The sequence below is a fragment of the Paenibacillus sp. FSL H7-0350 genome, from assembly GCF_038593195.1.
Classification (GTDB): domain Bacteria; phylum Bacillota; class Bacilli; order Paenibacillales; family Paenibacillaceae; genus Paenibacillus_AQ.
This window is the reverse complement of the sequence record NZ_CP151972.1, coordinates 3,388,802-3,411,503: the sequence shown is the minus strand read 5'-3', so window position 1 is coordinate 3,411,503 and position 22,702 is coordinate 3,388,802. Positions and strand designations below refer to the sequence as shown.

The following is a 22,702-nucleotide window of genomic DNA, read 5'->3' as shown; positions in this document are numbered from 1 at the left end:
TTGTTGCAGGCCGGATTCTGCGCCCTTTTAGTTATACAAACTACAACTAGAGTCTGAGCGACGAAATCTGCGCGAAGACGAAGCCGCCCTAGACCAATCCCTTAGACCAGTCCCTTATCCATCGCCTTACCGATCAGCGTAGCGAACAGGCTGTTGGACCAGGCGAACCATTCGCGTGAGAAGTCCGCAGGGTTATCCGGGTGGAAGCCCTCGTGCATGTAGCCGGTATCGGCGTCCGTACGGATCAGCATATCGATCAGCTCCTTGATCTCCTCATCGTTATCCGCCGTCAGCGCCTGCATGGAGAGCGCCATATGCCAGACGTAACCGCCCGGGGTGTGCGGACTGCCGATGCCCTTGGCGTGCTTGCCCTCGAAATAGAAGGGGTTGTCGAAGCTGAGCGCGAACCGGCGGGTGTTCTGATAGATCTCATCCTCCACGCCCACGTAACCAATGTAAGGAATAGAGATCAGCCCTGGAGTTCCCGCATCATCCATCAGCGAGTAGTTGCCGTAGCCGTCTGTCTCATAGGCGTAGATTCTGCCGTATTTCGGATGGGTTACGATGCCGTAGGTACGGATGCCGAAGTCGATCTCTTTGCGTAGCTTCGCCGCTCTGGCTGCCAGCCGCTCATCCTTATATACCTCAGTTGCCATCTCGCCAATATATCCCAGAATAACCACAGCGAACATATTCGAAGGAATGTTGTAGCCGAATTCGCAGCTATCATCGCTTGGGCGGAAGCCCGACCAGCTCATCCCTGTATAGTTGACCGGCATTCCCCGGCCGTCATTCTGCAAGGTCTCGGTATCCTTCAGCGTCTGGCGGACGAAGTGGTACGGAGACTTCTCTCCGTGGCGCTGCTCGGTCTCAATCGTGTTCACAATCGAGGTCAGCGCCTGATAGCAGGCAGCATCGAAGATATCGGTCTGCTCCGCTTCCTTCCAGTACATATAAGCCAGCTGAACGACGAAGCAGAGGGAGTCCAGCTCGTATTTGCGTTCCCACATCCACGGGTTCAGGTTACAGTCGTCCGTATCGCGGTAATGCTTGTCGCTTGCCGTCTCGTTGAAGGCGTTGGTGTACGGATCAATATTCACATAGAACATCTGGCGGGCAATCAGGCCGCGGAGAATCCGCTGCAATTCAGGGTCATGCTTGGCAAAAGGAATATAGTGCCTCACCTGCTCCGTCGAATCGCGCAGCCACATGGCCGGAATATCGCCGGTGAACACGAAGGTCGTGCCGTCCTCCAGCAGCTTGGTTGTAGTCTCCAGTGTGTTCGGGAAGCAGTTGCGGAACAACTGCTGCAGTTTCGGGTGATGCGCAAGCCGTTCATCGGCCTCATTCAGATAGGCGGTAATGGAAGCGGGCAAGTTCATAGTATAACTCCTCCTGGCATAGTGAATTTAGGGTTTTGCGGATTTTAGAGCATAGGTGACAATTTGAGCTTTACCGACAGAGTGGCGGAGAGTGCCTTCTTCCAGGGCTTCCTGCTGTTTGCGCCGTTCCAGAATATCACTGGCATGGATGGCCTCCACGGGAAAATGCGGCGTAAGCGCGAGTTCCTGCTCTGCTCCCGCCAGATTGTACCAGCGCAGGATCATGTCCTCATGCTCTGCGGACATTTTGAAGGCGGACAGCGCCAGGGTACGGCCCTGCCACTCCAGCGGCTGATAGACCGCAGGGAGGGAGCCCTCCTGCCAGCCGGTCTGAACCGTGAACCAGGGCACCTGGTACTGATAGGCCCAGGCGCAGGCCTCCGTCCAGTCCGTATCCCCGGCAAAGGGACGGACTGCGAACTCCACCGTCTGCTCACCAAGACACTGGGCTTCCGGTGTAGGGAATACGCCCCAGTCGCCAAGCTCCGATACGCTGCGCAGCAGGGTGACAGCAATGGTATTGCTGCCGTCCCGCAGCACCTCGTATTCGTTCAGCCCCTTGTTGGCTACCAGCAGTCCGGCGCTGCCGTCCGATACGCTGATATAAGCCTGCTGGTGCTGGGCATTGCTTGGATTGATCCAGTCCGCAGCCGGTTCAATGTCGCGCTCGGCGGCTTCGAAGATGGAATCGGCCCGCAGGGTGGAAGCGGCCAGCCCGGTAGGGAAAAGCACGCGCAGCCGGTGGTCCTTGGCCTGATTATTGAACGCGGCTGAGACCTGAACGCCGGTCCCGCCGGCCTCCAGGCTAATCCGGGTCACGATCCGCAGCGGCATCTGCTCTGCAGAACGTCCGGCCTTGCGCAGCCGGAACGGCACCATTTTGCGCTTCTCATCCTCAAACGAAGCGTCTGCGGAGGCAGGAATCGTCCATTCGTGCACGATTTCATACGTGATGCGGTAAGGCTCATGCTCAGCCAGCGAGATGCGGGCAGCGAGTCCCTTGGTAGTCAGGGCAGCATCGCCTTCGGGCTGACGGAACACATATTCATTGCCGATATCGCCGCAATTCTCATAGACGCCGAGTCCGGTGAAGCTCCAGCCCGTCCGCTTGTCGGCCACATCGTAAGAGCCATCCTCGCGGATACGTACAGCCAGGAATTCATTCTCCATCCCCCGTTCCAGCAGCTTAAGCGGACCTTCAGCAGCAGCCCTTGCGAATTCACCCGCCGGCTCTACCCAGGCGTAAGTGCTGTAGCCTAACGGCGGCACCTGCGCAGCCTCGAAGGTCAGCCGGACCATCCGGGCCATATAAGGCTTGCGGAACTGATCGTCCGGCAGCTCATAACCGAACCGGGTGCCCAGATCCTCCGCCCGGCAAGCCACGATCTGCCCTTCGGAGTCCACTAGCCGACCGCCCTCCAGGTCAAGCGGAAGCTGATCCAGCGCTTCGGCAATCGCCGCCGGTTTTGGCCCTTCCTTGAAGTAACGCTTGGCGATGATGACCTCCATGCTTACTGTTCCGCTGCGTTCCCAGCCGGTAGTATTGAAGACCGTCACTGGCAGGGCAGATTCGCCCCAGGCCGCTACATTCCGGGTTCCGATCTGAGCGGATACCGCCTTCAGACTCTCTTCAATAATAGCTTCGCCGACATGGCGGCTCTTCTCGAAGCGGCTGATCATCTCGCGGTGGACCTCATCCACACTGCAGCCGCAGATGCTGTCATGCGGGTGATTCTGCATCAGGGTCTTCCAGGCATAGGTCAGCAGGGCATGAGGATAAGCCTGTCCGCTGACCAGGTAAGCCAATGCCGCCAGCGGCTCAGCGCCCTTCTCCAGCAGCGTCTGGCCCTGCTGGTTCAGCTGCTTCAGGTAGACGCGGGCGGAAGCGGTATTCACCAGCGTCCCCCAGCCGTCCGTATGCTGGCTGCGCAGCTCGCCATGCACGGTGACCAGGTCCTCAGGCAGCGAAGGCGCCAGCGCTTTCAGGTATTGCTCGAAGCTGGAGTGGACAAAGTCTGTGTCCGGGTACAGCTTCCGGGCCGTCTCCAGCGCATCCGCGAGATCACGCTGCACCGGCTGATGATCACAGCCGTTCATGAACAGCAGCTCCGGGGTGGAGGCGTATTTGCCGGCATCCGTGATTTTTTTGCCCCAGAAGACCTTGGCTTCCTCTAGATCTACCGGCACCTCGTTGCCATTGCTGTACCAGTTCGCAAACAGTAGTCCCAGCACAGTCGAGCCATCAGGTGACTCCCAGTACATCTCAGAGTAAGGCGATTCGTAGCTGGTGCTGTTCAGCTCGCCCACCATATTATCGAAGCCCGTCGGCTTCACGCCGCGGCCGAACACCGCAGTCTCAATGTCAGCCTGCTTGAGCAGCTGGGGGGCTTGGCCCATATTGCCGAAGGAATCGGGGAAGTAGCCGAGCTTCGAGATGACGCCATATTTCGCTGCGTCCTGATGGCCAATCAGCAGATTGCGCACATTAGCCTCGGAGCTGGTCAGGAATTCATCCTGGAGCACATACCAGGGGCCGATGACAATCCGGCCTTCACGGATGAAGCGCTCCAGCTGCTCTCTCCGCTCAGGATGAACCTGCAGATAGTCTTCAATAATAATGGTCTGTCCGTCCAGGTGGAAATACCGGTAGCGCTCGTCCTGCTCCAGCGTCTCCAGCAGCTCGTTCATCAGCTTCGCCAGCAGCACATGGTGACGCTCGTAAGGCATATACCATTCCCGGTCCCAATGGGTGTGTGAGATCAGGTGGGCAGTTGTACGGGTCATGACAGAAACCTCCTATATGTCAGTCGGGTGTTGTAGCGTTGGCATTCGTAGCAAATGTTTGCATACCTGCCGGGGGAGCACAATATGTAACTTTTGCAGGGGGGAGGAGGGTTCATAATTCACACATTTACCGCAGACAGCGGGGAGCAGCGCAGACAAGCTATTCAGCCCGTAAGCCCCGTAGCAGCGCGGTTTTACACTCCGTTAACATGACAATGCACAACCTACATATTTACGATGTCAGCTTAGTTTCTCTACAATTTGGGATGTAAGCGTTAGCAGGCAAGGCCATAGCAAGAATGCGAAGCGGATACAGATTTATGTGTAATGAAAACTAACATAGAGAGGAGTGGGAGAATGAAGGGGAACAAGTCCCTTGGCAAAAGAATCTGGCAGAATTGGGAGCTCTATCTGTTCATGCTTCCCGCGTTACTGTATTTCTTCATCTTTCATTATGGTCCGATGTACGGCATTCAGATTGCCTTCAAGAACTTCGTACCCTCCAAAGGAATTACAGGCAGCGACTGGGTAGGCTTCGACCATTTCCAACGGTTTTTCAATTCTTATTTCTTCTGGGATCTGCTGTGGAACACGTTCAGCATCAGCTTCTATGAGCTTGCCATCGGGTTTCCGCTGCCGATCATTCTGGCCCTGGCCTTCAATGAGGTCCGCAACGGCCCGTTCAAGAAGTCGGTCCAGACAGTTACCTATGCGCCGCATTTCATTTCGGTGGTCGTCATGGCAGGGATGATTATTACCTTCCTGTCGCCCTCCAGCGGAGTGATTATCCGGTTCATTGAATTCCTGGGCTTCCAGCCCGCACAGTTCCTGACCGATCCGGCCTGGTTCAAGACGGTGTACGTCTTCTCAGGCGTCTGGCAGAGCACGGGGTGGGGGACAATTATCTATCTCGCGGCCCTGTCCGGCGTAGATCCCCAGCTGCATGAAGCGGCCATCGTGGATGGAGCCAGCCGGATCAAGCGGGTACTGCATATCAATCTGCCGACGATTATACCCACGATTACGATCATGCTGATTCTGAACATGGGTAACATTCTGGGCCTGGGCTTCGAGAAAATCCTGCTGCTGCAGAATTCGCTTAATATGGAAGCCTCCGATGTCATATCCACCTATGTGTACCGCGCCGGTCTGGTGAACGCCCAATACAGCTTCTCGACCGCTGTCGGATTGTTCAACTCGGTGGTCAATGTAATACTGCTCGTTACCGTCAACCGGATTGCCAAACGCACCAGTGAGAACAGCCTCTGGTAGAAAGGAGTTGAAGTCTTTGGTTACTGCGATGAAAGAATCCAGGGGAGATAAGCTGTTTCTGATCAGCACCTACATCTATCTGGGCCTTGCACTGGTAGTGGTCCTCTATCCGCTGATCTACATCCTCAGCGCGTCTATCAGCTCGCCGCAGGATGTCAATTCGGGCGCCATGTGGCTGTTCCCGAAGAATGTGACGCTGGACGGCTACAAGCTGGTGTTCGAGAACCCGAAGATTTGGAACGGATATCTCAATACCATCATCTATACAGCTGTGGGCACTCTGCTTAATCTGGCGGTTACGCTGCCAGCAGCATATGCGCTCAGCCGGTCTGATTTTGTCGGACGCCAGCTGTTCATGGGTCTCATTCTGTTCACAATGTTCTTCAGCGGAGGCCTGGTGCCGACCTACCTGCTGGTTAAGAACCTGGGCCTCATTAACAGCATGGGGGCGTTGATCCTGCCTGTGGCCGCATCGGTGTGGAACATCGTGGTCGCCCGCACCTTTTTCCAGTCCACGATTCCAAAAGAATTACAAGAAGCGGCCCACATCGACGGCTGTACGAATCTGAAGCTGTTCATCCGCATTATCCTGCCGCTGTCCGCGCCGATTGTCGCCGTGATGGCCCTGTTCTACGGGGTTGGACACTGGAACAGCTATTTCCCGTCCCTGATCTATCTGAACGATGAAGCCAAGTATCCGCTGCAGATGGTGCTGCGCCAGATCCTGGTCCTGCAGGAAATGTCGGCTGAGACCACAGGCGCTGCGATCAACGGTGAGGTAGCTATGGCCATGAATAATAAGGCAGAGACGGCATCGCTGGTCAAATATGGCGTCATCGTCGTCTCGACACTGCCGATTGTGGCGGTCTACCCGTTCCTGCAGCGTTATTTTGTCCAAGGGGTCATGATTGGCTCTGTGAAAGGCTAAAGGTTAAAATGTAATGAACCTAAGGGAGGAATTATTAATGCAGATCACACGTAAACCATGGAAGATTCTGCTGTCTTCGGCTGTGATTCTTGGACTGCTGGCTGGTTGCGGGAGCTCCAATGAAGGCACCGCGAATAAGGGTACCGGAGAGGCCACGGTGAACAAGGAGGGCTTCCCGATTGTGAGTGAGCCGATCACCCTGAGCATGATGGCGCCGGATGTGGGCATTCAGAACTGGGAGAACATGCCGGTGCTCCAGCAGATGAAGGAGAAGACCGGGATTACGATGGAATATAAAAATGCGCCGAAGGACAGCTTCGATACCAAAAAGAATCTGGTGTTCGCCAGCGGCGATTACCCGGATATTTTCTACGCTGCCGGTCTGACGACTGCCGAGCAGATGAATTACGGCGAACAGGGCATTCTGATCCCGCTGGAAGACCTGATCGAAGAATATGCCCCGAACTTCAAGGCTTTGCTTGCGGAGAACCCGGATGTGCGCAAATCGATTACCGCTCCGGACGGTCATATCTACTCCCTGCCGGTGGTGGAAATGAGCCAGCACTGGTACCGCAACCCGATGTGGTATAACGGGGACTTCCTGAAGGCCCTAAATATCGATAAGCTGCCTGAAACGACCGAGGAGCTGTACACCTACCTGAAGCGCGTGAAGGAGGAAGATCCGAACGGCAACGGAACTGCCGATGAGATTCCAATCTCCTCAGTGACGACAACGGCTGCGAACCTCCGCGATATCCGTACCTGGCTGCTGGGCGCTTTTGGCATCTATGAAGAAGAAATCTATGTAGACGATGCGGACAAGGTCCACTATACACCGCTTGAAGAAGGCTATAAGGAGTACCTGACGTATATGAACCGTCTCTGGTCCGAGGAGCTGCTGGATCATGAGAGCTTCTCGCAGACGGCGGAGCAGAAGAAGGCCAAGGCGCAGAATAACCGCGTGGCGCTCTTTTCCGACTGGCATGCTTATATGACGAAGGGCGGAGAGCCGTCCACGGCAGATCCGATGTTCGCCCCTGTGCGCAGTGAATCGGTGTCTGCTCCGGCGATTGCCAAGAACAGAGGGATTACGACCGGCGCATTCGCCATTACGAACAGTAACCCTGCACCGGAAGCCTCGCTCCGCTGGGTAGATTACCTCTATTCCTATGAAGGTGCCCTGTTCTTCAACAAAGGGCCGGAGGGAACGCTCTGGGAGTACACCGACAAAGACAACCGTGTGAAGCAATACCTGCCTGTACCGGACGGCAAGGAGATGGAGGATTTCCGGGCCACCTTGACGCCGAACTACGGCATTCCTGCCCCAACCCTGTCCATGGATGATATCAACAAGGGACTCAAGACAGACTTCGACCTCTGGGTAGAGCAGGAGACCAAGCAGAAGCTGCTGGATAAAGGCGCACGGATTCCGTTCCCGGCCCTGTTCCTCACGGTGGAAGAGCAGACAGAAATCAGCAGTCTGAATTCGGACCTGAGCACTTATGTGAAGCAGATGGAAGCGAAGTTCATCACTGGTGCCGAGCCGCTGACCGGCTGGGACAACTATGTCGCAACTGTCAAGAAGATGGGCGGAGAGCGTGTAGCCGAGATCAACCAGGCTGCGTATGACCGCTGGAAGACTAACTAATTCCTCAGGCGCTATCCATTTTCTTCGAACTTTCATTCTCTGAAGTGCCGAGAGTGAGCGGCACGAATGACTAATGCAGAAAGGTGCTGTAAAAATGATCTATAAGGATAAAACGCGGACTGTGGCGGATCGGGTACAGGACCTGCTGCAGCGCATGACACTTGGAGAGAAGGCTGGACAATTAGTCCAGCCTTTCGGCTGGCAGTGCTATGAGAAGCACGCGGACGGAACCACAGGCATGACGGAAGCCTTCAAGCGCCAGGTTGCTACCGGAGGCGTCGGCTCCCTGTACGGGACGCTGCGTGCCGACCCGTGGACCGGAGTCACGCTGGAGACCGGCCTGTCCCCGAAGGAGGGGGCGGAGGCCGTTAATGCCATTCAGGCTTATGCGATGAAGGAGAGCCGGCTTGGCATTCCGATTCTGTTCGGCGAAGAATGCTCCCACGGGCATATGGCGATCGGAGCCACTGTATTTCCGGTGCCGCTTGCACTGGGCAGCATGTGGAACCCGGAGCTGTACCGGGAGATGTGCCGGGTGGTAGCGCTTGAGACCCGCAGCCAGGGCGGAGCGGCGACCTACTCGCCGGTGCTGGATGTGGTGCGTGATCCGCGCTGGGGCCGGACGGAGGAGACCTTCGGCGAAGATCCGTTCCTGATTGCGACTATGGGTGTGGAGGCCGTGAAGGGCTTGCAGGGAGAACGGCTGGACGCGGAGGATTCCGTGCTTGCCACCCTGAAGCACTTCGCCGCCTACGGCAGCTCGGAAGGCGGGCGGAACTCCGCGCCCGTGCATATGGGATTGCGCGAGCTGCATGAGGTTGATCTGTTGCCGTTCCGTAAGGCGGTAGAGGCCGGTGCGCTGTCCATTATGACAGCTTACAACGAGATTGACGGCGTGCCGTGTACGACGAACCGTTATCTTTTGCAGGATGTGCTGCGGGAAGAGTGGGGCTTCGAAGGCTTCGTGATCACGGACTGCGGAGCGCTGGGCATGCTGACGAATGGTCATAACACCGCAAATAGCGGAGAAACAGCTGTAGCGCAGGCACTGCTGGCGGGCATCGATATGGAGATGTCGGGCGAGATGTTCGAGCAGCATATCGCGGCTGCTACCACGCACGGGCGGCTGCAGGAATCCGATCTGGAGCGTGCGGCGGCACGGATTCTGGAGTTGAAGTTCAAGCTTGGGCTGTTCGACCGCCCCTATGCCGATCCTGAGCAGGCGGAGAGCATCATCGGCAAGCCGGAGCACCGCGAGCTGGCCCGGCGGATTGCCGGTGAGAGCATAATCATGCTGAAGAATGAGAACGCAGCGCTGCCGCTAAGTAAGGAGATCCGTAAGCTTGCTGTGATCGGCCCCAATGCGGATGCCCCGTACAACCAGCTTGGCGACTATACCTCGCCGCAGCCCGCAGGCGCGATTATCACCGTGCTGGACGGTATCCGGCAGGCGCTGGGCGGTGGAGCGGACAAGGTCCTGTACGTACCCGGCTGCCGGATCAAGGGCAATTCCCGGGAAGGCTTCACCCCTGCGCTGGCCTGTGCGGCCGAAGCCGATGCGGTGGTGCTGGCGATCGGCGGCTCCAGCGCCAGAGATTTCGGTGAGGGGACGATTGATTTGCTCACCGGCGCTTCTGTCGTGACGGAGCATTCCTGGAGCGACATGGAATGCGGGGAGGGCATCGACCGGTCTACGCTGAATCTGATGGGCGTGCAACTGGAGTTAGCGCAGGAGATCCACAAGCTGGGCAAGCCGCTGATAGTGGTCTATATCAACGGCCGCCCGATTGCCGAGCCTTGGATTGTAGAGCACGCGGACGCCATTCTGGAGGCGTGGTACCCGGGCCAGGAGGGCGGACATGCAATTGCTGACATTCTGTTCGGCGAGGTGAACCCTTCCGGGCGGCTGACGATCAGCATCCCGAAGCATGTCGGCCAGCTGCCCGTGTACTACTATAAGCGGCGGACGAGAGGCAAACGGTATCTGGAGACGGATTTTCACGCTGAATATCCCTTCGGCTATGGTCTTAGCTTCACTGAATTCGGATACAGCAACCTGAAGGTGGAGCCTCCTGTAATCTCTGCGGATGAAGAAGCGCTTGTCTCCGTGGATGTAACTAACAGCGGTGACCGGGCGGGCAGCGAGGTGGTCCAGCTGTATATTTCCGACCTGGCCTCTTCCATTACCCGGCCCGAGAAGCAGCTGAAGGGCTTCCGCAAGATCAGCCTTCAGCCGGGAGACACGCAGACGGTGACGTTCCGTGTAGGCCGGGAGGAGCTGGAGTATGTATCGGCAGATCTGACGCGGATCGTCGAGCCGGGAGAATTCACAGTGATGGCCGGCCCGCACTCCGCAGAGTACCTGAGCGCGCCGCTCCAAGTCAGAGAGGAGGGCTAAGCTATGAAGCGTATGGACCGGTTCGCCGGATGGCTGGACAAGCGGCAATGGGCTGAGAAGATAGAGCTTGCGGAATGGACTATGCGGAGGTCCCGCTACCGCACTCCCGGCTGCTATGAGCATGAGGAGGAGCTGCATCGGGAGTACAATGTTTCCCGGCTGGATGGCGGGTATGGAACCACCTATTTCCTTCACCGGGAGATCGCGGTGCCGGGAGACTGGGCACCGGAAGAGGCGGCGCTGCTCTATCTGGGACGCGGGGAAGGTCTGCTGAAGCTGGGCGGAGCGCCGTACCATGGCCTGGACAGCAATCACTGGTTCATTCCGCTGCCGTCCGGCGCTGTGGGCGAGCGCCTGGAGCTGGACATCGAGCTGTATGATCCGGTACCGGAGCCGGAGGACCCGCTGAACCGGCAGGCGGTGATTAAGCCGCCGCTGACGGGCATTGAAATTAAGCTTGTGCGTGTTAATCGCCCGGTATACAGCCTTCTGCATACGGTGCGAATCGTGCACGAAGCAGCCCTCCTGCTGCCGGAGGGCGATATGCGTCGCCTCCGCAGCCTTAAGGCACTGGAGCGGGTGATGGACACGCTCTATAGGAAGGAGGAGCTGCTGCTGGACGGCGGGGCCGTAACTGCGGCGGAACAGCAGTTACGGGCTGCTGCTTCGGCGGACCGGGCGGCGGGACTGCACCCGGGAACGATGCATATGGTAGGCCAGTCGCATATTGATGTGGCCTGGCTGTGGCCGGTCCGGGAGACGGTGCGCAAGGTCAGCAGGACCTTCTCCACCGTCTGCACTCTGATGGACAAGTACCCGGACTTCCGGTACTCCCAGAGCCAGCCCCAGCTCTATGCCTTCGCCAAAGAGCATTATCCCGAGCTGTACGGGCGGATCAAGGAGCGGATTGCCGAAGGCCGGTGGGAGCTGGTCGGAGGTATGTGGGTGGAGCCGGATCTGAACATTCCCGGCGGGGAGTCGCTGGTCCGGCAAATGCTGTACGGCCAGGACTTCTATATGAAGGAATTCGGCAAGCAGTCCACGATTGAATGGCTGCCGGATACGTTCGGCTATTGCGCCTCCCTGCCGCAGCTGCTGAAGCAGGCGGGCATCGATTATTTCATGACCACCAAGCTGGGCTGGAATGATACCAATCCCTTCCCGCATACCTTATTCCATTGGGTCGGCATTGACGGGACGAAGATTGTGGCCTATCAGAACCATGGGGTGAACGAGCATACGCATCCGAAGGATGTGCAGGAGCACTGGGAGGCCTACGCCCAGAAGGAAGAGCACGATGAGCTGATGCTGCTCTACGGCCACGGCGACGGCGGAGGCGGGGTCACCCACGAGATGCTGGAATATGTGAGCCGCACCGATCTTGCGCCGGGCCAGCCGGTTAGCGAATTCTCGACGGCGGAAGCCTTCTTCTCGGAGATCGGCTCACGCCAGCCGGAGCTTCCGGCATGGCACGGCGATCTCTATCTGGAGCTGCACCGGGGGACCTTCACGACCCATGCCTTCAATAAGCGCAGCAACCGCAAGGCGGAGATTTTGTACCGGCAGGCGGAGATTTGGAGTGTGCTGGCGGAGAAGGACGGTGCTCTGGATCTGGAGCAGCCGGATGTGCAGCATCTATTGCCCTCCGGGGAGCTGGCCGGGGGCTGGAAGCTGCTGCTGCTCAACCAGTTCCATGACATCATCCCGGGGACTTCCATCCCGGAGGTGTATACGACCTCGCGGGAGGAATATGCGGAGATCTTCCGTCTGGGCAGGCAGGTGCTGGACCGCTCCTTGCATGCTCTGGCGGCTGAGGTGAATACATCGGGCGAGGGCCGTCCCTATGTGGTCTTCAACAGCTTGGGCTGGGAGCGGACGGAGCTGCTTCGGCTGGAGGGGGGGCCTGAGCTGGCTGCTATGCAGGCCTTCGATGAAGATGGCCTGTTGCCTAGTGAATGCTGGAACACAGAGGGTGGAGGGGACAGCTGCACGCTGGCTGTGCAGGTCCGCAAGGTTCCGGCCTTTGGCTGCCGGGCAATCTGGCTGCGGGAGGCTGCGGAGCCAGCCGGAGTAAGGGATGTGTCGCGTGCAGATTCTTCTGCTACTGGAGACGGCTTCCCGGAGCAATGGGAGACGGACCATTATATCCTGACCTTCAATGAAGATGGCGAGATCAGCCGCTGGTATGACAAAAGCGCGGACCGCGAGCTGCTCCAGCCCGGCCAAACCGGGAACCAGCTGCAGTTCTATCATGACACCCCGCCGCTGTGGGATGCCTGGGATATAGATCCGCGTTATGAGCAGCAGCCTGCGGGCAAGGCGAAGCTGCTGGACTGCCGGGTGCTCACCAGCGGCCCTGTGCAGACCGTGCTGAAGTTCCGCTGGCAGCTGCATGAATCGCTGATTGAGCAGGAGATCGTCCTGCCCCGGAACAGCCGCAGGGTGGATTTCCGTACCCGCGTAAGCTGGAGGGAGCAGCATAAGCTGCTGAAGGTTGCTTTTCCGGTGGACATTGTGGCCGCGAAGGCTACCTATGAGATTCCGTTCGGCGCGCTGGAGCGCCCGACCCACCGCAACACCAGCTGGGAGCAGGCGCAATTCGAGGTCTGCGGGCACCGCTGGGCCGATCTGTCCGAGGGCGGCTATGGCGTGAGCCTACTGAACGACTGCAAATACGGCTATGACATTCATGACGGAGTGCTGCGGCTCTCGCTGCTGCGCTCCCCGCGCTGGCCGGACCGTTATGCCGACCAGGGGGAGCATGAATTCACCTATTCGCTGTATCCGCATAGCGGAGAATGGCGGCAGGCCGATGTGGTACGGGAAGCAGCAGAGCTGAATGAACCGCTGCTGGCGGTCAGCGAAGCCGCACATTCCGGCCAATATCCAAGCACCCATGCCTGGCTTGCCTTCCAGAGCCATCATGTCATGCTCGATACAATCAAGCAGGCAGAGGACGGCAGCGGCACGATTATCCGGCTGTATGAAGCGGCGGGCAGCAGAGAATCGGCTGTGCTGGACTGGAAGGACGAGGACGTCCGCGCCTGCCGCGTCAATCTGCTGGAGAGCAAGACCGGCTCCGTGGAGACCGCCGGCGGCGTCATCCCGCTGTCCTTCAGACCCTATGAGGTACAGACGCTTAAGTTATATAAGAAGCACGAAAGTAATTAACAGAAAGCAGAGAAGCGGAGGGGAAATTTGGAACTGTAGGAGCGGTAGCGTCCGCCTTTGTCAACGGATTTCAACCGCTGAAAAGCGGATTAAATCTAGAAATCTGTTGACAACAGCGGCCGGAAGTCCAAATGTTCACCGCAGTGACGATCAAGCTTCAAGTTCAAAGCCTAAGTGCTTCTTATATACCACGAACATCATTCGCAGGAGGAATAGACATGCAAATTACAAGACATCCCAATAATCCGATTGTCGTCCCGGGCGGCTATGAGTGGCGCAAGGTGACCGTGTTCAACCCGGCGGTCATCATCGATAACGGCAAGTTCTATATGATCGAGCGCACCGCCGGTTCCCTGACTCCCTGCAAGAACTATCTGGGCTTGCTGGAGAGTGAGGACGGAGTGAACTTCACCCATGTGAAGGATGAGCCGATTGTTACCCCGGATATGCTGGGCTTTCCGTACGGCAGCGTGCAGGACCCGCGTATTGTGAAGATCGATGGAACCTTCTACCTCAACTACGCCCTGCGTCCCTGCGCCATGAGCTATTATCCTACCGGGGCCGGCGTCCCTGAGCGCTCCATTCCCAAATACCCGGACGGCTGGGGGGAAGAGGAGGGCCACTGGCTGACCCGCTCCTCGATTCTGAAGTCAACCAATTTGCTGGACTGGGAGTTCGTGGCGGATACCACACCGCTCGACATCAATGACCGGGACAACATCCTGTTCCCTGAGAAAATAAACGGCAAATTCGTGCTGCTCCGCCGCCCCGAAGAATATGTGGGCGAAGCTTACGGGACGGAAAAAGCTGCTATGTGGATTACCTATTCCGAGGATCTCGTGAATTGGGAAGAGCCCAAGCTGCTCGCCACCGCCGGGAACCTGTCCTGGGAGTCGCGGAAGATCGGCGGCTCAACGCCTCCAATCCGTACAGACAAGGGCTGGCTGGTGCTCTATCACGGTGTCGATGAAGAGATCGTCTACCGTGTAGGGGCGATGCTGCTGGATCTGGAGCAGCCGGAGAAAATCATTGCCCGGACCCATAACTTCATTATGGAGCCGGAGACGTATTACGAGAAATTTGGCTTCCAGATTCCGAATGTCATCTTCCCGACCGGCAATGTGGTCAAGGACGGCCTGCTCTATATCTACTACGGGGTAACCGACACAGCGATCGCGCTCGCCACGGTGCCGCTGGATGAATTGGTGGAGCATATTCTGAACGAAGCGGAGTAGCCAGGAAGCCGCCGCCAAGCGGAGTACCAGATAATCGCCCCGCGAAGCGGAGTAACCCAAGCACTGGTGAGGCAGGCTGCGTGATTCGTCCCGCAAATGGCGAAGTGGCGAATCACCTGCATAGCTGCTGGTGATATAAATGTTGCACATTTTGCAGCCCCGGTTCACAGATAGCGAGCTTTGCGGGAGGAATGTTGCATAGAATGCAGGAATAAACCTGCCACGCTGCCCGATAAAGATGGAATCCTGCCTTTTGTACAACAATTATGCGTTCGGGCGCCCATAGGATGAGTAAAATGTTGCATTATGTGCAGGATTGGTTGTATGCCAATATTCAGGGCGGACGCTCCGCCCGTTTTTCAAACCGGTCTTTTCGCAGCGGCCCCCTTCAAGGCATGTTCCTTGCGGTATTGCCCCGGCGTCAGACCGGTTTCTTTTTTGAACTTGCGGATGAAGTTGGGTGCATCCAGGTAACCGACCTGCTCGATGATCTCCTTGAGCGGAGCACTGGTGTTCTCCAGCAGCCGGATCACCTCGTCCACACGCCGCTGCCAGATATATTGCGAGAAATTACTGCCGGTCTTCTCCTTGAAGCTTCGGCTTAAATAAGAGGTCGAGATGGCGAACTTCAGCGCCACATGCTCAAGGCTCAGGGTGTAGTCTGCGAACTGCTGATCCACATACGCCAGAATGTCATCCATCAGGGAAGATTCGCTGTTCTCGGTGTTCCGCTCCACCTGGGCACAAATGGCGGAAGCCAGCGAGAGCAGCCGGCTCTCCAGCTCCTCCAGCGTCTCGAAGGAGGTCAGCTCCGGCATATTGGTGAACACCTCATCCATACCCAGCTCCGAGGCGGTACGCAGAAAAGCATTCAACAGATCGAAGCAGATACACCGCAGCAGATGAACCTGCAGCGGCTCGTCCTTGATCGTGTCAATGGTGTCGGCAATCATCTGAGCCGCTACCGATTCGTTGCCCTGCTTCAGACTCTGCTCCAGCTTCAGCATGGATTTGCGCGGAATCCAGAAGCTCTCGGCAGCGGCGGGATTCAGCTCTGCGAGCTGCTCGAAGTAGGTGACCTGGCCGCTGCGCCGGATCATCCGGTGCTCAAGAGCAGCGGAGGCTTCAATGAAGGACTGGTTCAGCCTGGCGAGGTCCCGGTAGGCCATGCCGACACCGATGCTCAGCGCGAGCTGCGAGTGTTCGCGGATCACTGCCTGAATGGCTTCAATAACCTGCTCCATCCGGTGCTGAACAGGCATCTCCCCTTCCCCTGGAAGGGAGATAATCAGGGCGAACTGGTCCTTGACCGAGAATTCAATCCCGAAGATCTGCGCATCCGGGCCCGGCAGGCAGATATTGCTGAGCATCTCCTGCAGCAGATGGCGTTCCTGCCAAGACTTGCCGCCCTGCGCTGCATCATCCCAGGACAGGATGGCCGAGAAATAGAGGCCCTGTCCCTGCGGATGCCTGAAGCCTGCGCTCAGGATCATCTGTTCAATCTCGGGATCATCCGGCTGGCCGTGCTTGAGCAGCAGCAGCATGCACTGGTTGCGGACAAAAGGCTCCTGGAGGTCAATCCGGGCACTGTAGTCATGAAGCGTCTGCCGGATCGATTCCCATTCATTGCGCAGCTTGGGAGCTTCGTTGCCGCTGCCCCGCGGCTTGGCGAATTCCATCAGATCGCGGATCGGGTGGTATTGCCGCTTGGCCAGCAGCAGCGCGGCCGCTATGCCGGTAACAACTGTAATACAGAAGACAATTAGAATCAGCGTCTGAACATGGGCGACCCGGCTGAAAAATTGGAAACTGGGCATCGTGGTGACGTAGGTCCAGCCATTCTCTTCAGACTTCACAGAGACCACAGAGTACTGCTCTCCGTCCAGCTCCAGATTGTGAATCCCCGGCTTAAGAGCGGATAGGGTCTGAAGCTCGTTCTGGGGGAAGCTGACGCCATGGCTGTTCGCGGTCAGCACCTCGCCGGAGGGGCCGAAGATATAGCTGCTGCCCGAGAAATCGCTCAGAACTGAATCCATGACGCCGGTAAGATTGGATTCCTTCATCAGATAGACAACTGTTCCGTAAGGGAACGGGTCATTCGGCTTCACCGGGACGAGCATGGCGAGCATCGGCTCCATCCGGGAATTGACCGTCACATTCTCGGCTGGACGGACCAGTGGCTGACGGGTCTCGTTCAAGTCACGCCGCAGTTCCTCCGGGGTCCAGTGCTCGAACTGATAGAGAGTATCGAAGGTGACATGAAGATCAGCCAACCCACGGTAAGAATAGATATTGGAATCGCCGTGGAAGTAGAGGAACAGATCCTCGGCGATACTGCTGCTGGCCTTGTAATTCGCCAGTGCCTGAATCGCCTCCAGACTGTAATAAGGATGCCGGACCATATAAGGGGTCAGATGCTTGTCATAGGCGATGCGTCCGGCGATCTCCTGAAGCTCATTCATCCGGCCGTCGATGGTGCTTTTCACTTGATTAAGCTGATTAACATTGGATTGTTCAATTTCGACCCGCAGGCCCTTGACGGCGTTTTCATAGACGAAGATGGTAACGCCGGTGAGCGGGATCAGGAACATGAGGATATAGGAAAAAGCGTATTTCAGCAGCAGCCTTGACTTGAAGTGATTCCAGGTCAGCCGGAACCGGTTCAGCAAGGATGGCTGGGGTGCGGGATTGGACATGCAGCAGTACCTCCAGTGTTAAGATATTCGGATTAGAATTCTTGGATGGAACCTCTTGGATTAGAAATCGCAGTTCTCTTCTGGATTACACTTGTGCTACTATAAACATTATAACATTATAATCTTTGGAGTGAAGCAGCTTTATATTTTTATGACAGGACGGCACAGCCGTTGCTACTTGTTAAATATAAGGATGTATGGAGTTCATGTCATTAATCATTTTTGGTAATTCCCCTGTAAATCTGTAATTGAAGAAGGAGATGGGACGAGTGGGCACAGAGAACGTGCTGCGCAACTTGCAGCTGGTGGATGGCCGGACGGTGGATATCTCCATTCAGGGCGGAATCATTACCGCGATTACCCCGCCGGGCCAGGCGGAAGGCAGGAGCCTGCTGGACTGCTCCGGGTTATACGGCTCCAGCGGATGGATTGATCTGCATGTGCATGCTGTGCCGGAGCTTGACCCCTACGGCGATCAGATTGACGAGATCGGGGTGAAGCAGGGGGTGACGACACTGGTGGATGCCGGGAGCTGCGGAGCAGACCGGATCGGGGCTTTTTACAGTGCGAGTCTTCTGGCCGATACCCGGGTATTCGCACTGCTTAATATCTCAAGAATCGGACTTGCGCGGACCGACGAGCTCTCGCAGCTGGAGTGGATTGACCGGGCCCGCGCGCTTGCAGCAGTGGAGGCTTATCCTGAATTCATCGTCGGCCTGAAAGCCCGCATCAGCCAAAGCGTCGTTAAGGGCAGCGGCATACAGCCGCTTAAGCTGGCACGAACCTTATCGGATGAGACGAAGCTTCCGCTCATGGTGCATATCGGCTCCGCGCCGCCTGCTATCTCTGAAGTGCTGGAGCTGCTGCGGGCGGGCGATGTAATTACTCATTACCTGAACGGCAAAGCCAATAATCTGTTCCGGGCGGACGGCACACCGCTGCCGGAACTGCTGGATGCTGTAGACCGGGGTGTCCAACTGGACGTAGGGCATGGCACCGCAAGCTTCTCCTTCCGGGTGGCGGAACAAGCGAAGGCGGCTGGTATCGTGCTGAATACGATCAGCACAGACATCTACCGGGGCAACCGGCTGAACGGTCCGGTGTACAGCATGGCGGATGTACTGACCAAGTTCCTCTATCTCGGCTACAGTCTGGAAGAGGTAATCCGTGCCGTCACCAGCAGCGCCGCAGAGTGGCTCGGCAAGCCGGAGCTTGGGCAGATCCGGGTAGGGGGGCAGGCGAATCTGACCTTATTCTCCCTGGAAGACGGTGAGAAACAGCTTATGGACTCAGAGGGCGGGGTGCGGACCGCGCACCACTATATTGAAGCAAAAGGAGTCTTTATCAATGGATCACTCATTACAGGCTAAATATGGATTGAAGCGTGTGATTAATGCCAGCGGAAGAATGAGCATCCTTGGCGTGTCTGCACCGGCGGATTCAGTCATGGAGGCAATGAAGCAAGGAGGGCAGCGGTATGTGGAAATCGCGGATCTGGTGGACAAATCGGGAGATTACATCGCCCGTCTGCTCGGCTCGGAAGGAGCCGTTGTGGTGAACTCGGCCTCCAGCGGCATTGCGCTGTCGGTGGCGGCCATAGTGACCGCCGGAGATCCGCGGCTTAGCCTGCGCCTGCATCAGGAGCCGGTGCTGAAGAATGAGATTATCATGCTGAAAGGCCATAACGTGCAGTATGGAGCGCCGGTGGAGACAATGGTCTTCCTTGGCGGAGGGCGGGTGGTTGAAGCGGGATATGCGAATGAAGGCCGCGTAGAGCATATTGAACAGGCCATCGGGGAACGTACCGCAGCGATTCTCTATGTGAAATCCCACCACGCCGTCCAGAAGAATATGATCTCGGTGGAGGAGGCCTGGGAGGTTGCCCGGCGCAGGGGTGTGCCGATGATTGTTGATGCGGCTGCGGAGGAGGACTTGCGCAAATATGTCCAGTATTCCGATTTGGCCATCTACAGCGGCTCGAAGGCGGTGGAAGGTCCAACTTCGGGCATTGTAGCGGGCGGGAAGAAATACATCGGCTGGCTGAAGGTGCAGCTGCACGGGATCGGCCGCAGCATGAAGGTCGGCAAAGAGACGACCTTCGGGCTGCTCCAGGCTTTGGATGAATATCAGGACAAGGCGGACAACAGCCAGCAGGAGAAGCAGGCGCTGGAGGCACTTCAGCCGCTCGCCGGTCTTCCCGGCGTGTCGGTCCGCACCGTGCAGGATGAAGCGGGGCGGGCGATTTACCGGGGACGCATCCAGATTGATGCCGCTGCTGCGGGAAGGGATGCAAGAGAGGTCAATGACCGCCTGCGGGAAGGCGATATTGCCGTGTATATGCGGGACTATGGCGTGAAGCAGGGATATTTCGATATCGATCCGAGATCGCTGCAGGGCGATGATCTCCAGGTTATCGTCAGCAGAATTCAAGAGATTATAGGGGGCAGATCATAATGAGCAAGATTCAGGAGCGTTTTTATAAGAACAGAGCGGCACTGAATGTCCTGGCCGGCAGTATCGGGAACGCCAAGGATATCTACGAGGCTGCCGAAGGGCATGTTCTGGTGGGCGTACTCTCCAAAAATTACGCCAACGCCCAGGAAGCGTCCGCCGCTATGACGGAGTACGGACAGGGGATCCAGGATGCCGTATCCATCGGGCTTGGTGCCGGGGACAACCGCCAGGCGGCGGTGGTCGCAGAGATTGCTGCAAGCTATGCGGGCAGCCATATCAACCAGGTCTTTCCGGCTGTAGGCGCGACCCGTGCTAACCTGGGAGCCAAGGACAGCTGGATTAACAGCCTGGTCTCTCCCTGCGGACAGCCGGGCTATGTCAATATTTCCACCGGGCCGGTCAGCGCGGGGAATGCTTCGCAGGCCATCGTTCCAGTGCACGCTGCCATTGCCCTGGTCCGGGATATGGGCGGCAATGCACTCAAATATTTTCCGATGAAAGGGCTGGAGCTGGAAGAAGAGTATCGTGCGGTGGCCCAGGCCTGCGGAGAAGCCGGATTTGCCCTGGAGCCTACAGGCGGAATCGATCTGGATAACTTCGCGCCCATTCTGGAGATTGCGCTTCAGGCAGGCGTACCGCAGGTGATCCCGCATATCTATTCTTCCATTATTGATCCGCAGACCGGAAGCACGAAGGTGCAGGATGTCCGCACGCTGCTCCATAAGATGAAATCGCTGGTGGACCGGTATGCCTAGAATCGCGGCCTTCGGCGAAGTGATGATGCGGCTGCAGGTGCCGGGGGTGGAGACGCTGGCCCAGAGCAGCAGGCTGGAGTACTCTTTTTCGGGCAGCGGGGTGAATGTAACGGCGGCGCTCGCCAAATACGGCCATAATGGAGCACTAATCACAACCTTGCCGGAGACTCCAGTGGGGGAAGCTGCGATGGCCTATCTGCGCAAGCTTGGGGTGGATACGTCACTGATCCGCCGGGGCGGCAAGCACCTCGGAATGTACTTCCTGGAGAACGGGTTCGGCGCCCGCCCCGGAAGAGTCACGTATACCGACCGGCTGGGCAGCAGCTTCAATACCGCTGAGGCTGGTCAGTATGATATGGCGGCGCTGGCTTCCCGGGTGGATGTGCTCCATCTATGCGGCATTGCGCTGGCTATGAATGACGGAGTGCGCGGGCAGATGAAGCAGCTTGCGGCGGAGGTGAAGCGTGCGGGGGGCATGGTGGTTTTTGACTGCAATTACCGTCCGGCGTTATGGGGGGAGGCGGGGTATACCAAGGCCCGTCCGCATTACGAAGAGCTGCTTGCGCTTGCCGATTTGGTGCTGATGAACGAAAAGGATGCGCTGTACATTCTTGGCACCGCAGCGGCAGATTATGATAGAATAACACAGTTGAAGCAAGCGGTTCCCGCTGTGGCGGAGCGCTTCGGAATCAGAGCGGCAGCGGGCACCCACCGTGAGATTAATGCGGACAATACGCATTCCCTGACAGGATATTTGTACCGTCAAGGTACATTCGCGTTCTCCCGCAAGCTGACCTTCCCGGTGTATGACCGGATTGGTGCCGGTGATGCTTTTGCCAGCGCTGTGATCCATGGTGAGTTGCAGGAGTATCCGCAGCAGCAGACGGTGGAGATGGCAGCGGCCGCAGCGATGCTGGCCCACACCATCCCGGGAGATACCGCGCTGTTTACCGAGAGCGAGGTGCTCCGGGCGCTGTCAGACTTTACCTTAGATGTTGAAAGGTAGTGAACGTAAGGTGTCACTGAAACGCAAGCAAGGCCCCTTATACCAGCAGATCCACAAGATCCTCAAAGACCGGATTCTGCACGGGGTATACCCGCTCGGCAGCATTATCCCCTCCGAGCCTCAGCTCGAGAAGGAGTTCGATGTCAGCAAAATGACGGTTCGCGGCGCGGTCCAGGAGCTGGCCCAGGAAGGCTATGTGCAGAAAAAAAGCGGCGTCGGAACCATTGTGATGCGCAATACCGCCTACCAGAAGCTCTCCAAAGGCAAACGGTTCACAGAGCTGCTGGTCGAAGCAGGCCATAAGCTGGAAAAGAAATTGCTCGCATCCCAGCGTCTCGCTAATGAAGCAGGAACAGAGGAATACAGCCGCTACGGGCCGTATTGCCAGCGGATCGAACGTCTGTATATTCTGGATGGCCAGCCCTATATACATCTGGTGCATTTCCTTACGGCAGCAGCCCTGCCCGGCGGGGGAGCGGCAGAGATGGGGGCAGACATCCAGTCCTTGTACGACTCGCTGGAGGAGAACGGTATTGTGCTGGAGAACTTCAGGGACCGCTTCTTCGTGGAGCCGGCACCATCCGAGGTATGCCTGCTGCTCAAGCTGCCGCCGGGGACGCCTGTGCTGAAGCGTCTGCGCAACTCCTATGACGGGGAGGGCCGGCTGATCGAACACAGTATCGGCTGCTATAATACGGAGCTCCATCACTATCTGGTCAGCTATGATACTTGAGGTGGAGGCTGATGAGCGCCGCTCCCTTGAACCCGCTGCTTGCAGCGGGTTTTTTAGGATTGATGTAGCCCGCGGCTAAGAATTGTGCCTGAAATACAAGATTCGCTGAAACCTATCGGCTCTATCCCTCCAAAGTTGCAGAATGTACAGCATTTTGCAGGGAGGTTATTCTGGCTTGCTAAACTTAATAAAACACAGTGAATTAATAAGAATTTTATCTTTTCAAATGACATGGTTTGT

At 57.3% G+C, this 22,702-nt stretch carries 14 protein-coding genes; 11 read left to right on the top strand and 3 right to left on the bottom strand.

All coding sequences use genetic code 11. The features are described from left to right. Positions 1-101: 101 nt before the first annotated feature. Together NYE24_RS15515 and NYE24_RS15510 are read right to left on the bottom strand one after the other, a co-directional pair. Positions 102-1,382, bottom strand: a complete 1,281-nt coding sequence (locus NYE24_RS15515; RefSeq protein ID WP_342479042.1) for a glycoside hydrolase family 125 protein — start codon at positions 1,380-1,382, stop codon at positions 102-104. 27 nt (positions 1,383-1,409) lie between these two features. After that, positions 1,410-4,166, bottom strand: coding sequence for an alpha-mannosidase (locus NYE24_RS15510; RefSeq protein WP_342479041.1), 2,757 nt, complete (start codon positions 4,164-4,166; stop codon positions 1,410-1,412). Between the two features lie 357 nt (positions 4,167-4,523). On the opposite strand from NYE24_RS15510, the gene NYE24_RS15505 reads away from it, so the two are divergent. From NYE24_RS15505 to NYE24_RS15480, 6 genes are all read left to right on the top strand, one after another. After that, the gene (locus tag NYE24_RS15505; protein WP_342479040.1) at positions 4,524-5,438 is read left to right on the top strand and encodes an ABC transporter permease subunit; all 915 of its coding nucleotides are present in this window, start codon (positions 4,524-4,526) and stop codon (positions 5,436-5,438) included. A 16-nt stretch (positions 5,439-5,454) separates the two neighbouring features. Next, entirely contained in the window at positions 5,455-6,366 is a 912-nt protein-coding gene (locus tag NYE24_RS15500; RefSeq protein WP_342479039.1) for a carbohydrate ABC transporter permease, read from the top strand. Positions 6,367-6,403: 37 nt separating this feature from the next. Beyond that, a complete protein-coding gene (locus NYE24_RS15495; protein WP_342479038.1) occupies positions 6,404-8,014 on the top strand; it encodes an extracellular solute-binding protein in 1,611 nt (536 codons plus the stop codon). Between the two features lie 94 nt (positions 8,015-8,108). Further along, a complete protein-coding gene (locus NYE24_RS15490; protein ID WP_342479037.1) occupies positions 8,109-10,412 on the top strand; it encodes a glycoside hydrolase family 3 N-terminal domain-containing protein in 2,304 nt (767 codons plus the stop codon). Positions 10,413-10,415: 3 nt separating this feature from the next. Next, the gene (locus tag NYE24_RS15485) at positions 10,416-13,583 is read left to right on the top strand and encodes an alpha-mannosidase (protein ID WP_342479036.1); all 3,168 of its coding nucleotides are present in this window, start codon (positions 10,416-10,418) and stop codon (positions 13,581-13,583) included. A 218-nt stretch (positions 13,584-13,801) separates the two neighbouring features. Next, positions 13,802-14,818 carry a glycosidase gene (locus NYE24_RS15480; protein WP_342479035.1) on the top strand — a complete coding sequence of 339 codons (1,017 nt, stop codon included), beginning with the start codon at positions 13,802-13,804 and terminating at the stop codon, positions 14,816-14,818. Positions 14,819-15,177: 359 nt separating this feature from the next. On the opposite strand, the gene NYE24_RS15475 is transcribed toward NYE24_RS15480, so the two are convergent. Further along, a complete protein-coding gene (locus NYE24_RS15475; protein ID WP_076159713.1) occupies positions 15,178-17,514 on the bottom strand; it encodes a helix-turn-helix domain-containing protein in 2,337 nt (778 codons plus the stop codon). 269 nt (positions 17,515-17,783) lie between these two features. Between NYE24_RS15475 and NYE24_RS15470 the strand changes: the two genes are divergently transcribed. The 5 genes from NYE24_RS15470 to NYE24_RS15450 are packed head-to-tail and all read left to right on the top strand — an operon-like array spanning position 17,784 to position 22,462. Then, positions 17,784-18,884 carry an amidohydrolase/deacetylase family metallohydrolase gene (locus tag NYE24_RS15470; RefSeq protein WP_256707172.1) on the top strand — a complete coding sequence of 367 codons (1,101 nt, stop codon included), beginning with the start codon at positions 17,784-17,786 and terminating at the stop codon, positions 18,882-18,884. Beyond that, positions 18,862-19,968 carry a DgaE family pyridoxal phosphate-dependent ammonia lyase gene (locus tag NYE24_RS15465; protein WP_342479034.1) on the top strand — a complete coding sequence of 369 codons (1,107 nt, stop codon included), beginning with the start codon at positions 18,862-18,864 and terminating at the stop codon, positions 19,966-19,968. The genes NYE24_RS15470 and NYE24_RS15465 overlap by 23 nt, the downstream gene beginning before the upstream one ends. Beyond that, the gene (locus tag NYE24_RS15460) at positions 19,968-20,723 is read left to right on the top strand and encodes a KDGP aldolase family protein (protein WP_076159722.1); all 756 of its coding nucleotides are present in this window, start codon (positions 19,968-19,970) and stop codon (positions 20,721-20,723) included. The genes NYE24_RS15465 and NYE24_RS15460 overlap by 1 nt, the downstream gene beginning before the upstream one ends. After that, positions 20,716-21,729, top strand: a complete 1,014-nt coding sequence (locus tag NYE24_RS15455; RefSeq protein ID WP_036694913.1) for a sugar kinase — start codon at positions 20,716-20,718, stop codon at positions 21,727-21,729. The genes NYE24_RS15460 and NYE24_RS15455 overlap by 8 nt, the downstream gene beginning before the upstream one ends. 10 nt (positions 21,730-21,739) lie before the next feature. Further along, the gene (locus tag NYE24_RS15450) at positions 21,740-22,462 is read left to right on the top strand and encodes a GntR family transcriptional regulator (RefSeq protein ID WP_036694914.1); all 723 of its coding nucleotides are present in this window, start codon (positions 21,740-21,742) and stop codon (positions 22,460-22,462) included. Positions 22,463-22,702 lie beyond the last annotated feature (240 nt).

Coding starts and splice junctions, on each gene's coding strand:
- NYE24_RS15515 (WP_342479042.1), bottom strand. CDS start 1,382: ATGAACTTGCCCGCTTCCATTACCGCCTATCTGAATGAGGCCGATGAA.
- NYE24_RS15510 (WP_342479041.1), bottom strand. CDS start 4,166: ATGACCCGTACAACTGCCCACCTGATCTCACACACCCATTGGGACCGG.
- NYE24_RS15505 (WP_342479040.1), top strand. CDS start 4,524: ATGAAGGGGAACAAGTCCCTTGGCAAAAGAATCTGGCAGAATTGGGAG.
- NYE24_RS15495 (WP_342479038.1), top strand. CDS start 6,404: ATGCAGATCACACGTAAACCATGGAAGATTCTGCTGTCTTCGGCTGTG.
- NYE24_RS15490 (WP_342479037.1), top strand. CDS start 8,109: ATGATCTATAAGGATAAAACGCGGACTGTGGCGGATCGGGTACAGGAC.
- NYE24_RS15485 (WP_342479036.1), top strand. CDS start 10,416: ATGAAGCGTATGGACCGGTTCGCCGGATGGCTGGACAAGCGGCAATGG.
- NYE24_RS15480 (WP_342479035.1), top strand. CDS start 13,802: ATGCAAATTACAAGACATCCCAATAATCCGATTGTCGTCCCGGGCGGC.
- NYE24_RS15475 (WP_076159713.1), bottom strand. CDS start 17,514: ATGTCCAATCCCGCACCCCAGCCATCCTTGCTGAACCGGTTCCGGCTG.
- NYE24_RS15465 (WP_342479034.1), top strand. CDS start 18,862: ATGGATCACTCATTACAGGCTAAATATGGATTGAAGCGTGTGATTAAT.
- NYE24_RS15460 (WP_076159722.1), top strand. CDS start 19,968: ATGAGCAAGATTCAGGAGCGTTTTTATAAGAACAGAGCGGCACTGAAT.
- NYE24_RS15455 (WP_036694913.1), top strand. CDS start 20,716: ATGCCTAGAATCGCGGCCTTCGGCGAAGTGATGATGCGGCTGCAGGTG.